Origin of the sequence: Pseudomonas sp. LjRoot277 (assembly GCF_964253845.1) — a bacterium.
Classification (GTDB): Bacteria; Pseudomonadota; Gammaproteobacteria; order Pseudomonadales; family Pseudomonadaceae; genus Aquipseudomonas.
This window is the reverse complement of the sequence record NZ_CAXURI020000001.1, coordinates 879,932-893,027: the sequence shown is the minus strand read 5'-3', so window position 1 is coordinate 893,027 and position 13,096 is coordinate 879,932. Positions and strand designations below refer to the sequence as shown.

The 13,096-nt window shown below is 52.3% G+C and carries 8 protein-coding genes; 2 read left to right on the top strand and 6 right to left on the bottom strand.

What is annotated here, in order from left to right; translation table 11 throughout:
• Positions 1 to 171 precede the first annotated feature (171 nt).
• The 3 genes from ACSQ87_RS04225 to ACSQ87_RS04215 all read right to left on the bottom strand — a co-directional run bounded on the left by ACSQ87_RS04225 (position 172) and on the right by ACSQ87_RS04215 (position 5,469).
• The gene (locus tag ACSQ87_RS04225) at positions 172 to 828 is read right to left on the bottom strand and encodes an inovirus Gp2 family protein (protein ID WP_436273415.1); all 657 of its coding nucleotides are present in this window, start codon (positions 826 to 828) and stop codon (positions 172 to 174) included.
• A 577-nt stretch (positions 829 to 1,405) separates the two neighbouring features.
• Positions 1,406 to 3,451: a UvrD-helicase domain-containing protein gene (locus ACSQ87_RS04220; protein WP_436273414.1), complete on the bottom strand. Its 2,046-nt coding sequence runs from the start codon at positions 3,449 to 3,451 to the stop codon at positions 1,406 to 1,408.
• On the bottom strand, positions 3,448 to 5,469 hold the full coding sequence (locus ACSQ87_RS04215; RefSeq protein ID WP_436273413.1) for an ATP-dependent nuclease: 2,022 nt from the start codon (positions 5,467 to 5,469) through the stop codon (positions 3,448 to 3,450). The genes ACSQ87_RS04220 and ACSQ87_RS04215 overlap by 4 nt, the downstream gene beginning before the upstream one ends.
• Before the next feature lie 280 nt (positions 5,470 to 5,749).
• On the opposite strand from ACSQ87_RS04215, the gene tnpB reads away from it, so the two are divergent.
• Both tnpB and ACSQ87_RS04205 read left to right on the top strand, forming a co-directional pair.
• The gene (tnpB, locus tag ACSQ87_RS04210) at positions 5,750 to 5,974 is read left to right on the top strand and encodes an IS66 family insertion sequence element accessory protein TnpB (RefSeq protein WP_436275077.1); all 225 of its coding nucleotides are present in this window, start codon (positions 5,750 to 5,752) and stop codon (positions 5,972 to 5,974) included.
• A 237-nt stretch (positions 5,975 to 6,211) separates the two neighbouring features.
• Positions 6,212 to 6,763, top strand: coding sequence for a helix-turn-helix domain-containing protein (locus ACSQ87_RS04205; RefSeq protein ID WP_436273412.1), 552 nt, complete (start codon positions 6,212 to 6,214; stop codon positions 6,761 to 6,763).
• Between the two features lie 223 nt (positions 6,764 to 6,986).
• On the opposite strand, the gene ACSQ87_RS04200 is transcribed toward ACSQ87_RS04205, so the two are convergent.
• From ACSQ87_RS04200 to ACSQ87_RS04190, 3 genes are all read right to left on the bottom strand, one after another.
• Positions 6,987 to 9,128 carry a GmrSD restriction endonuclease domain-containing protein gene (locus ACSQ87_RS04200; RefSeq protein ID WP_436273411.1) on the bottom strand — a complete coding sequence of 714 codons (2,142 nt, stop codon included), beginning with the start codon at positions 9,126 to 9,128 and terminating at the stop codon, positions 6,987 to 6,989.
• Between the two features lie 127 nt (positions 9,129 to 9,255).
• Positions 9,256 to 10,314 carry a hypothetical protein gene (locus tag ACSQ87_RS04195; RefSeq protein ID WP_436273410.1) on the bottom strand — a complete coding sequence of 353 codons (1,059 nt, stop codon included), beginning with the start codon at positions 10,312 to 10,314 and terminating at the stop codon, positions 9,256 to 9,258.
• Positions 10,315 to 10,355: 41 nt separating this feature from the next.
• A complete protein-coding gene (locus tag ACSQ87_RS04190) occupies positions 10,356 to 13,088 on the bottom strand; it encodes a phospholipase D-like domain-containing anti-phage protein (RefSeq protein ID WP_436273409.1) in 2,733 nt (910 codons plus the stop codon).
• Positions 13,089 to 13,096: the final 8 nt, after the last annotated feature.

Sequence of the window (13,096 nt, the reverse complement as noted above, 5' to 3'; positions counted from 1 at the left end):
ACCGATCTTGGTCGCAGTAGCCCTTGCCTTTCTGCTCTTTCACTGGTTACTGAAGCGCCTCCCCAGAATCGGGTAAATGGCATAACACAGACAGAGCTGTTCAACAGTCTCTGTCTGTTTTTATTTTTTTCTTTTTCACCGAAGGCTATAGGCACAATATCTACTTGCCACTTAGCTCCGACTACATCCAAACCCATGCTGACCATCCCCATAGGCCTTAGTAGCAGCCTTACAGAGATAGCTAGCCCTGAAGAAAAGCTCTCGCTGCTCCCGCTCATCATCTATGCGCAAGTGATAGGTAGGATTATGAGGGATATGTACCAGGCCACCCACCTCATCGACAGATAGCCTCAGAGCACTGGCCCAGGCCTCTACGAGACGATTGAAAATGTTATCCCGGCCTGACTCGAACTTACCGAGCGCATTGAACGCATCGCGATTGAGCAGGATGAGAATGTGGTAATGAGGCTTACCCAAGCACCCGATCTCTCTCGCCCAAACATACCTGACCTTAGTGTCATGAATATACTTTCTCGACAAGCCAGCCTTTAATCGATTGTGCTTAATTTTTGCTTTAAATGACTCTAGAAAACGATCTATCACCTTGTTCGTATAAAGGTTGTCAGGCAAATCTTTAGCAGCGGGGAAGCGCAGATCAAATCTGAAGGCAAAAATACGCGGACAATCGTCGAGCGCTCGCAGAATTACCCTATTAAGACTATTTAAGTAGCTTCGAACAAAAGGCCCTTTACTTACCTGAATAGGCCAGCCAAGGTAATGGTCCTCACGGCACAGCGTGAGATTAGAGTTTTCTGGATGACGCTTCATAACTGATACTCCGACATGTTAATTACATATCGGAGGGACACTTAGTAATTTCTTACAGCTACCATCGCTCTGAACCCCATCTAACTTATCGAGATAGGCCAGGCCATACACGACCCAAGTTACAATCTGACAGTCAGATGCATCACTTATACAACCGATATCGATTAAATTAGTTTGCGAGAGATATTCAGTTGACAGTGAACAGCACACCACAACAACCCATTATCTATCAATACAACGAACGAAGTCTCGGCACTACATAAAGGGCAGAGATAGTACTAAGCATAATCTTAGCAGTGCATATAAACATATTACCAATACCGAGAATCTACCCCACCGCATTACAGCCATGCAACAACAAAAACGCCCACCACACCGCCGAATTACCACCCGTCTCAACTCTGGAGAAATAACACCATAGCCAGAGGATGCTCAACCATGGCTTCTATAATTTCTTCCTTACCCGGCAACCAAATCGTGAATGCCCAATAGCTGACTGGTGTCGTAATCGCAAGCACGACACCGGTCAGAACCTTCAAGTGGATTACGCTCAGTGCCGTCTAGCAATTTATCAGCCTCAGCTCAGATGCTGGATCTGCCATCCCTGTTCTCTCAGCAGTTCCTGATTGCGTTCGTATCGCTGACCGGTGCCCAGAGATCCATTACGCATTGCCAGGCACAACAGGTGAGTCGGCCGGGTCATCGCAACATACATCTCCATCAGCCGCTTACGTTTGGCATCATTGTCACACCGAGTGCCGTTTTGATTTTGGCCTGAAAGCCAAGGCATCAGCGAATGCAGGAAATGTGAACGGTTAAAAGTCTCCAATACCAGAGTCGCCGCATGGGTTTCCCCCTTGGCAATGTGGATCGAGCCGAGCTTGATGTCCACATGCGAACCATTATGGATGCATCGGTAGTGGTTAACTTTGGGAGCCTCCAAGCTCTCTTCGACTCGCTGAAGTGAGCCGGGAGCCAGTTGAGGAGCACCCACTGCAGGTACGCCAACCTGAGCGTTCCAAGCAAGGAATGTGTTGGCCTCAGGTTCGTACTCATTCCCTCCACTTATCAATGCGCCGATTTGCCTAAATCTCTGTATAGAACCGGCCCATGTGGCCTCGTCAATAACTTCAGTAGTGAAAAGGACTCTTGTGATCAGCAAGCGATAGTCAACTCTGAGTTCAGGATGAGCTGCGAGGATTTCTTCCAAATGTTGATGCAGCCTCCCGCGCCCTCTGAACGGCGCTGGCGGTGCCAGTAAGTTTGCTAAACGCACAATGCCTGCCGCAATCTGCTCTAGTCCTAGGTGCGCGGTACTTCCAATTGCTGCCAGTTGCCTGGCCGCATAGAGATGCTCCAATAACGTCGCAGGACGGTGATTGGTGCGGCTGGCACTTGGCATGTAATCCTGCCAGAAGTGGGAAACCGTTTTAGGGTAATGCGCAACGTTCATACCGGCCAGGTCGATTATTTTGTGAACCGCACCCAAGGCTGTGATGGGAGCTTGTGCTATCAGCGCCGGTGGTAAGTGTTGGAGTACTAACTGCCCATAAGCATCCAGCACGCCTGAGGTGTCATCATCAGGAAAAACAAAAATCGTATGAGGAATCTCTGCGGCACCAGGCTCCACTTGTCGGGCCCCAAGGAGACCATCTGGAATGATTGGCGTAAACGCAAATCGACTAGCGAGCGTCGCAATCGACGAGTCGAATCGAAAGCTGTCGGCGATCGCTGCACACCTTGCCAGGTCTGGGAAATTATCCACAGCGAGGACATCGTCTTGCTCAAAAATCGCCTGGTTTGGATCTCCAACACGCATCACACAGATAAGAGGATTATCCCGGGGGAAGAGATCCCTCAACATGGCATTTTGCATTTCCGACGTATCCTGCATTTCATCGATAAGAACACAGGGAAAGCGGTGTTGCAGCGTCAACGCGACACCAGGATGTTCGTCAAGAAGCGCCTTACCAAGCAGAAAGATTTCGTCGTAGCAGAAATAGCCAAGCCTTGCGGCCTCCCTCAGTGCGAGTGATGCGATTTGATGCGTTGGAGTATGTTCACCACTGGGGAAACGTGCGCCGGCAAGCGGCGTATCAAAATTGGTGCTGGTGATTCGCAATGACTCGAAGGAAATATGGTTACGCTCAAGGTAACTCACAAGGAAGGAGTAACGTTGCCCGCCAAGTATTCTTCGCCTCGCATTGAAAGTGAGCTCGTTATCGATAGCTGTGAGCGGGTGTCCCGCTGATAACAGCCATGGTTTCGCTAGAAATTTACTGACGAAGCCATGAATGGTATCGATGAAGTGAGGGTACCGCAGGAGACGTTGCCCAACATCTGTGCCGCCTAGCCTGTGCTCTATCTCTTCGCGCGCTACGTTGGTATGGGACAAGATGCAAAGGCCCTGAGTCTTGCTTTTCCACTTGTTAGCGAGGATCGCAAGCTTTGCGACAACCAATGTGGTTTTTCCGCTGCCTGGACACGCGGAGATGTCCAGCGTGTCCAGTGACTTAAGAAACCGTCGGCGAGGCTCATCAAGGTCTCTGAGCTTCATGAGACTGCAGACCCACTCGATATCTTCGTCGAGGATCGGGTCGACCATTTCATGGAAAGGCCTCATGGCTGCGCCTCTATTGCGGCAATCTGATCGTGCATTGGCGTCGTTGCAAATTCGATTGCGCTCACGATGTAAGTTGGCAGCGAAGCTCTGAGCTGATCAGCCGTCATCGCGCCCTCCTCAACTGCATCCTCCAGAAGCTCAGCAAGATACTGCGCGGTGAGCGCCTTCGAGGCTTTACCCTTACCGAACATCTTGTAAACCCTAGAACAAAGCTCTGCCGTAGTACGCGATAGAGCTTCGAGGGCCAAATAGGAGGCATGTGCCTCACGAAGCACGACACTACGGGTCTTACGATCCTCATTCAGCGGGTCGTCATTCATAGCGAGCGTCGCAGCCAGATAAACCTCTTTTGCCAGCCCGCACGCCGCAAGGTCGTACTCAAGTGTCCAGTGATCTGCAATGAATGTGGCCACATTTTGACCGTCCCCCTCCCCAAGCTTATTGCGTCTAGCAACCAGCGCTGCGGCCTGCTCTTCTGGAGTAGCACCAAAATCTCTTACTGCCTTCCAACGACGTTTGGGGCTTGTCCATTTAGCGTCATCATCGCCGGCTACCAAGCCTAAGATCTGAGGCGCACAGTCAGGCATGACGTCCATATCAGCAAGGCACGCGGTTGGAATTTTCAGCTGTCCTTCATCTGGATTTCGTCGCTGGAGAATTCGTGCGTAACGGCGCAATCCCGTCCCGCCGACGTTCACAACCGAAACGCCGTGTTCAGTTAGATCTCGGCCAACCAACGAAGCAATGGTCGGCAGTAAAATCGACTCCCCATCTCCCTCGACGATGAGAAGACCACGAGAGAAAAATAGGTTTGCCTTCGTGACGTCGAGAAACCGATCTAGAAAGCGGTAATCACCCGTACTGAGTTCCGTCTGGCCGTCAATCAGAGAATAAGCACGCTGGCGATGCATGAGCACCATGTTTTTCAGTGGAATTTTGGAGCTCAAGTTTGGGCTGTGGGTCGACAGAATCACTTGGACGGGACGCTGATCGGATCCTGGAGGTGGCTTAGCTGCCGACTCTAGAAACTGCATCAACCTGAGTTGACGCTGTGGATGCAAGTGAGCCTCGGGCTCCTCAATCAGTAGCAATGGAAGACCTTCTAGCTCCTTGCCCAGCAGCAGCAACTCGCAGGCCATGAAAAGCAGGTTATTTGACCCCAAGCCGTAGTTGCCTCGTTTTACCCCCGTGGTGTTCTCCAGCAGTCCTAGCTCTAGGCGTTCTAGAATCTGACGTAGCTTCGCCGCTTCAGTAGCTCCCTCTGCGAAGTTGATACGTCCATGCAACTGCTCGCCTGACAGCGAAAGCAGCTTGAGGTAATCATCATTGATGGCAGTCTGCGCACTGCTGACGCCTGGATGGCCATCGACCAAGTGTCGAAGGTAGTCTGACATTCCGGCGAGATTCAGCGCCGCTGCGTCTGCAAAAGTGGCTGGTAGGTTGGTGGCATCTAAAGGATTGCCGCGCGTGATGTCAGGGAAATTGCTGAGGATTTGCGACAGGCGAGACCCTCGTCCAGGAGACATCTCGCGCTCCGCATCCCTTAGTGGACGGAGATAAGCAGCGGCAAGCAACTGACGAACATTGGAATCCAAGCTCGGACCGCTTCCGTCTTTGCCCGTCCGTACAGCGATATCCACCCATCGACGCGCAGCGGCTGACTCGCTGAGACGCCGTGCTGTCCAGTACACATAGAGGGAAATCTCAGCGCCCTCATAGGTCAGGTATTCAGCGAAGGCGCCCTGTTCCGCTAGGGAAAGCTTGGAAAACTGACACAGAAGTGTGATCTCGCTTTTCTGTGTCTGATTGGGGGTGATGTGAAAGTCTTCAGGTTGCAATCGCATGAAGTCGGCGTCGCGCGTTTGCAAGACATGGCGGATGGCATCGATGACGGCCGTCTTGCCGGCATCGTTCTCCCCTACCAGCGCTGTCACTCCCTCATGAAATTTGATAGTGAACGCTGGGGGAGTATCACCAAACTGGCGGAAGTTTTTAATAGACAGGGCTGACAGGTACATCTCGCGCTCCATGCAGACGTAGTAAAGCCACCCTATCAGGATGGCCTCTGAGCACTTGAATAGTGCTACATCACGTCACTATCACGTAAGCAACGGCGGCCGTCGAGGTCGCAGGTTAATCAGGGTGTAGGAAAATACGCAACGATGATCGCGGAATTGAGAACAGCGACGATAGGCGCCAGACTATCCGACCGAGAAGGCAGTATTAAACGGTGCTGGTAGCGTCATCACGGCGCTGTCGTATCAACTAGAATTGGATTCCGGTTCTTAATTACGCTCCCTGCATGCGCGCATTGTAAGCGAAAAGCAAACACGGCTACCGAACCCAAAAATAAAGGGCGATGGTGACGGCGTCGGCATTTGGCTGGTAGCACGCCGACTCAACCAGGAAAGATTCGACTGGCCGGGCGTTCGGCGAGGTTCGCAAGTCGAACTCGATACTGAGCAGCTACAGGACTTGGTGCAGGGGTTGCCGACGCTGCGGGTGAGTGAGATTGGGCAGTAACAGCCGCATCAGTGGATGCCTGCTTGATCTGCCTAAGGCTTGTTCCCCGTGCGCTTGCGGCTCTTAGGCCGATACTGTGCCTTACGATGGAGGGGCAAATTCAGCTCTATCATTCATGGCGACTGAGCTCCAAGCTTGCCGATGATTATGAGAGCGAAAGGAACCAATAAAGTCCGAATGAGATTATTGACATTCCCAACAGGAACATAAGTATTCCCATAGGGATTTTTATTGGGTATGATCGCTGCCATCGAGAAGCCACTTAGAGCGAAGCCCGTGTCATCCACATCAGAGAAAGTCACCACTGTTACCAGCATCTGCACTGTTATCCTGCGCGAGCTCCGTACTGAGAAAGGGTTCCACCAAGCTCAGGTTGCGGACTGGATTGGAAAGACCCCTAGCGCCTGGACAAAAATCGAATCAGGTAAAGCCCCGATGCAGTTTGAGACCTTCGTTAGGGTCTGTAGAGGTTTTCAGGTCTGGCCCTCGGCTGTTATGGCGACGGCTGAGCGTTACGCCAACTATCTGGGCCAGAACAATTGGTCGGTCATATCTTCCGAGCTGCCCATCAATGAGGATGATCTTCTGGGTTTCGCTCAGCAGTACTGGGCCTCGCCCGGCTGCCGAATTGCGCTCGCCAATCGCTGGAGCCAGTTACCTGTGCTCAACGGTCCCCAGTGGAGCGTCGACGGCACGATGATCGTCTCCGCCCCATTCCTCTTCGCCGCAAACCTGCCGTTCCGGGAGGCTCAATTGTCAGCTCAAGAGCCGCCAAGCTTAGGCTTCTAAGTCCAGACGAAGCTTGTCAGTACATAGGCGGCGCAGGGCTACAGAAACCATCGCCCTTAATGCTGGGATTCTGAAGATGTGTTTGCTGGCCGCTTACCGTGCATTCCTGGGGAACCGATGGATCTGCTGGCGTTAATTCAATACCGATATTGATTCACCCAGGAAAAAACCATCAGCATCATGCTCTTTAGTTTTTTCCTTCATCGCCATTTTGACGACGGCATCAGACGTTGAAATCATCACCCATCTGACGGTCGAATGATTGGCGAATTAGACCAACGACATAAGGCAGCTCGTCCTTGCTGGCGAGACCAATTTCCACGTCCCCATTGCCCCAGCGCCCTAGATTGGTCACATCGCGGCACAAGCCCTTGGGATCATCGATCTCTTGAAAAGGCATATTGAGCGACAAGCGTAGGCGCCTGGTCTGCGGCACCACATCGACGAAATTGGTTTCCGCCTTGAAGGCAATATAGAGCTTGAGCACCTCTTCTTTTACGCAAGGATCAAGCTCTAGAACGGCACTACGCAAACTTTCAAAAAGCTCGCGCATAGGGCCGGCGGCCAGAAAGGGATGCTCATCAATGCTGTATTGCTGCCCAAACTGAATAGTTGCCGGACGGTAGGCGTCGAGAATATCAATGCTTAGGAACGGCGCGCCCCATACCTTTGCCGCCTCTTTTGCTAAACGATCGGCGCGAGCCTTGATCGCCTCTTCGTTCCACACTTGGACCTGTCCCAATCCTTTATTAAGCTTTAATGGACTCTGCGCAAAGCCGACAGGATTGCCGTCTTTGTCGGTCACCTGATCACGTTTGTAGCTAAAGGGATGATCTCGATACTCGCTGTTATAGCCTGTAAGCGTTAGGTTACCCAAGGTATGCAGCCACGTCTGCTGGACTGTCTGCCAGTCTGGCCCCAACTCCGCCTGCCACTGAGTGGACAGCTCCGGATTCTGCGGCAAGATGTGCTCGATGGTGTAATCCTCCACCATCACGCGCTCCTTGCGGCCATGGTTCTCCAGACGTCGCAACCAGTAGCTACGACTGCGGAAATTGTAGAGATCACGTTGTTTGAGTTCTCGCTGAAGCTCTTCATCGGCTGGAAAGCGGCGATAGGACGGCAGAAGCAAGAAAGCGGCATGAACGCTCTCCAAGTACCGATCCTTCTTTAGCGTGCGTGAAAGTCCAGCGAAAGTCTTGTTTAACGAATTGGTCGGGATGGAGCACACAGCACGACGAAAAACGTAGCTCTCAACCAACCGAACCACCTGGTGTAGCTCTTCCACGGTGAGCCGACCCTGCTTGTAGTCATGGTAGGCATCGAGCAGGAAAGGATAGGCCACATCAACCTTCAGCTCCCTGAGGTCGTGGAAGACCTGCTTGAGCATCGATTGCGACTCCGCGCCAAGCGCAATGGCGCAGTAGTAGGTTGCATAACCGTGTATATCGGCAACCAGGTCGGATATGTTGCCAGTTAAGGTACGCGCATAGATTTTGAAAGCGACATACACCTCCCGGACATTAGGGATCTCGCCAGTTTTTGCTGTCAGATAGTGGCGCATGAACGCATCGAAATGAACCGTGTAGGCTGCCTGTCCAAACCCCTTTTCCATCGGACGCCAGTAGCTCCTATAGAGTTCGGTCTGCAAATTGGGCTCCAGCCCCATTAGGATGTAGTTGCGTATCAGGTCAGCCTGGCTGAGCTCCAGCCCAGTCGAGTTCATACTCTCAAAGATCAGCTGGGGATTATCCTGAGCACGGTCCAACGACACATCGACAATAACTAGCTTCGCTAAACCTTCACAAACCGCACCAAGCTCATTGTGATGTTGCCTCAAGAGATCTCGGAACAACTGATAGTTCTCGTAGACGCGAGCACTGCTCTCGGCGGGCATAGGCGTGTCTTTGAGGATCGCCAAAAGCGTGTCTTTGTCCGTTTCAGAAAGGATCAGCTTGAAGTGACGCTCACCATCTTCATCAGGGTTGAGTAGGTAATAATTGCGAAGTTTCCGAGGGGCAAAGGTTTCCCACAACTCTTCGAAAGGCGCCAGCTCATCGGAGGTGAGACCCTCAAGGTGATTAGCCAATGCAGCGATCATTAGGGTACTGGTGGTTAGTCGCTGCTGCCCGTCGATTACCAACAAAGCTTCCTGACTGGTGACCGAGGACAACGCACGTTCGATATAGACAATGGAGCCAATGAAGTGCGCATTAACCTTTTCATTGCGCCCTGCCCGCAAAAGATCCGCCCATAGTTGGCGGCACTGCCCCTCAGTCCAGGAGTAGTTGCGTTGGTAAATCGGGATTACAAACTGTGGCGATTTGCGCAAGAACTTTAGCAAATTGGCTTCCGTTGCTTTCACTTTCTTCCCTCGATTAACTCTCGATTACCCAATAAACACATATGCGTCCGGAGTAGTCATCCAGCCCGTTTTGCAAAGCCAGGGCATGGCGTGCAATTCAATTTGAGCGGACGACATTTTTGGCAACTTAGCCGAGTAGGCCTTCACTTTTATCTATCGAGCGTTGGTTGGCCAGATCAACTACCTCTTGCACTGACAGTCTCGCAACGGAGCTGAAATTCACAAAATCCTTAGCCGAGGCGATTATTTCGGCGGCAGACTCTCTACCCAACGCGGGAACATAGGTCCGAGCTAGCACCAAGGCCTGCTCAAAGGCGTCACTGTGCATTGACAAATCAATACTTGAACCTTCGTTGAAGCTATTCATCAACGCTTGGCAGTCGATGACGATTTGTTCGTGCACACCGCCGGCAACGAAGGTTCCCGCGCCAGCTAGCCAGATCGCATGCCCGGCGGCGGACAAAAGGTGCGGGTGAACCTCTAACGCCTTTCTGGAAGCCTTTAGATCTTCGTACATGTTGGCGAACGGTCCCAACTTGTCGTTAGCTTCCTTCTCAACTACATCAATGAGCCGCCAAGTAGATTTGGATTCTGGATGCCCCGCGTGGGTGCCACTCTCAATCATCCGTTGGACAATTGCCATGCATGTTTCGGATGTGAACCATTGTTGCCCTGGCACGGATTCTTCACTGCCAGGCAAAGCAAAATGCCTCGCGTTGAATCCCTTATGCACGCTATCAATGATCGCAACGACAATGGGGGCTGACGCCGCTGGCTCGTAAAGCCTCAACAGGTCAAGAGCCTGACTGCTTGCTATTTCCTGGAATCGTACGGTCTGTTCTGTATGCAGTTGGTAATGCTCAAAGATCTTTTGTACGTGGCCGATGTGCTTTTCGTCGACTAGCCCTTGGAAGTACAGGCCGTAACCAACTATGCGGCGCGCGTACCCATAGGCCATTGTGGCCATGGGTGACTTATCCAAATCATCCTTAGTTAACAACCCAAGATCTCGATCCAAATCAGCAAACGCCCCATAACCACCTGGCGCGCCAACTGATACTAGCTCTGAGATATGTGTTGGCGGCGAGCAGGAAATGGGCAGAGGCTCTTCATTTGGCACAGATTGGGCGGGGGTGGTTTGAGGTACGCTGGGTTCACGCTTGGAGAACACCTTCCAGAAACTCATTCGTATGCTTCCCTTCACATAGGTGTTGATTGCGGAGGCGGTTACCACCCTTTACGCATTAAAGTATCAAAGTCACGCCGAGAGAGGACATTTGCGCAATCGCGCCAGTCATTATCGGTTGGCCGCAACGTGGTGTTGTAACGCAGATCGAACCCTGTCTCTTTTTTCTGGGCATTGATGTACTGATCCATCAATTCGCCTAGATGTTCGATGTTATCAATCCATTCGTCTTTGATGGTGTCCGGCAGGGAGCCAAATAGATCGAAACGATCTTTCATTCGCTCGGAAAGGCGAGCATATACCTTCTCGTCCACCGTCTGCTCATTGACTAGATTGAGCATGTCCACTCTGTCACGGACCTGGCCAAAACGCTTGATACGGCCAATTCTTTGTTCAAGTTTGGTTGGGTTCCATGGCAGATCGACGTTGATAAGTGTACCCAGCGTTTGCAGGTTCAAACCTTCACAGGCGGCGTCAGTAGCCACCATTAGGCGCAGCTTACGATCCGCAACCATGCGTTTGAGCGTTTCCCGCTCGATACTTACGCTATCACCCTGGCGATAAAGGCGGCTACGGCCAGCACCAGCGTACAGGCCAATAGCTTCATCCGGGTAAAGGGCAGCTAACGACTCAGCAACCCAGCGGGCGGTGTCATAATACTGACTGAAAATAATGCAGCCCAACTCGCGCCACCCCTCAACACCCAGGTAATGCAAAATCGCCTTGAGTTTGGGGTCTTCCTTTACGCGCTGGAGTCGATCCAATAGACGCTGTAGAGCAAGTTGCTCATCTGAGTTCTGCACTGAAACTGAGACCACACCTTCATCGCTTTCCTCAGTTACTGTTTCGCCCTGCAATAATTTCTGTGCCGTGTTAATTCCAGCAACGATGCTGCTGCAGATACGCTGCTCCATCAGATTTTTCATGAAGCCACTGCCGCGACCATTACGGGCCAATGCCTTGCCGAAGGTTCGCGCTTGGCTATAGGCCTCTCGAAAGTCTTCGCTGGAGCGCAAGGCAATTCCCTCGAATAGTGCATTGAAACGGTGAACATCCTTAACCAGTCCAGCCTCGGGATGCACATCCACGCCGATTGGCTTAAGCAAACCGGCCTCCTCCAAGGTGGTGCGCTTGCGCAGCACCACATGGCGGACAAAAGGGTTCTCACGCTGAAAGAAGCTTGCGCCAGAAACACGGCGCCCCAACGCATCCTCCAACACCTCACGAGCATCTTCGCTCAGCTCCGCATAAGAGCCGGCCAGCCAAACCTTCTGCGGTAATCCAAGATCCTGACGCACCATGCTGTAGAGCTGACGGGCTCGTCCATCTTGCGTTGAGTTGACCGTTGGAAGGGGAGACCGAAGCAATCGCCACGCATATCCGGGATCACTTACATCCTCCTCACCCGACAATATTGGAATTATCTCCTTGGGTTTGTGCCATTCGGAGAAGTCACTACCTAATACGAAGTTGCCCTTGCCCTGATGGAGCACACCCACCAGATCCCACAAGTCTTCACGTTGAGTCTGGATAGGTGTTGCCGTGCCTAAAAGGACGTGATCTGAACAAGCAGAAATCTTGCGAATGAACGCTAGCAACTCATTGTGGGTGCCCGCATCCTTGCCCATCCCCTGTCGCGTACGTGCCTTGTGCGCCTCATCAAGGATCACCAATCCGTAACCACCTCGCAATCCTAGTAGATACTGCTTCTCAAACGAGTCACGTAGCATCAGGCCAGTGGAAATGATGCCAATCCGAAGTGGACAACTGGTGACATGCTCGGGACCTGAAGGTGAAATCACTCGTTCCTTATCGTCGAGCCAAACCTTTTGCTGAGTCTGCCAACGGGCGCAGGGGACACCGAGCTTATCCATCATCTCGGTCTGCCACTGCTCACACAGGGTTGCAGGCGTGAAGATGATCACTGGCTTACTTCGCCCCTTCTGCTCGGCCAACAGACTCAACGCCAGAGCAGCGGTCCCCAGGGATAGAGTCTTCCCCAGCCCAACTTCATCGGCCAGCAGTAAACGCACATAGCCGTATTCCTGATAGTGCTTCAGGCACTCACTGACAAATCCCTGCTGCCAGGGCTGTAGAGAGAATCCCTCACGGTACAGCGGTGATTCGATCAGCACCGCCGGGGCTATTTGCTCAGGCTCATCAACTTCATCAATACCAATCTCGCGACGCCGACTGCATCTAGATATCTCACGACACACAGCATCTGGAAGCGGCTTAGCCGCATTCCATAGGTAGTCAAACTCTGCTTCGATCCAAGCCACGCCTTCCGGTGAGTCGTCCGACCACAATATTTCGTAGTGTGACTGCCACCCATTGCTGGTTTCGTTCATTGATCCTATAAAACCGAGTTTGCGGCCATCAGCGAGATCAATCACCCCTGCTTTACCATGAACGAACCCGCAGGCACTGTCTGGCGCCACCCTAATAACCTGGCCACGCTTATCCAGGAAAGCAGCCAACCGCTGATAGCGTTCACGGTTCATTAACGCTTCGGCTTCCACCGAATGCTCGTTCCACCTACCCAGCAGCTTGGCCTCGCAAACTTGGGCCACCCGCAGATCTTCTGCCTGGATGTCCGCATTGCAGACAATCTGCACCTCAGGAATCTGCTCGATCAATTCACCTGCCACCTCGAACAGCGAACTGGTGAAGTAACCGGCAATGCGCCTATAGCGCAGGGCGCCCTTGAGGTGCTCTGCAAGAAAACTCTGGTCCAGCGCATGAGTACGCGAAGACATGCGGGTCATCGTCATGTCGCTGC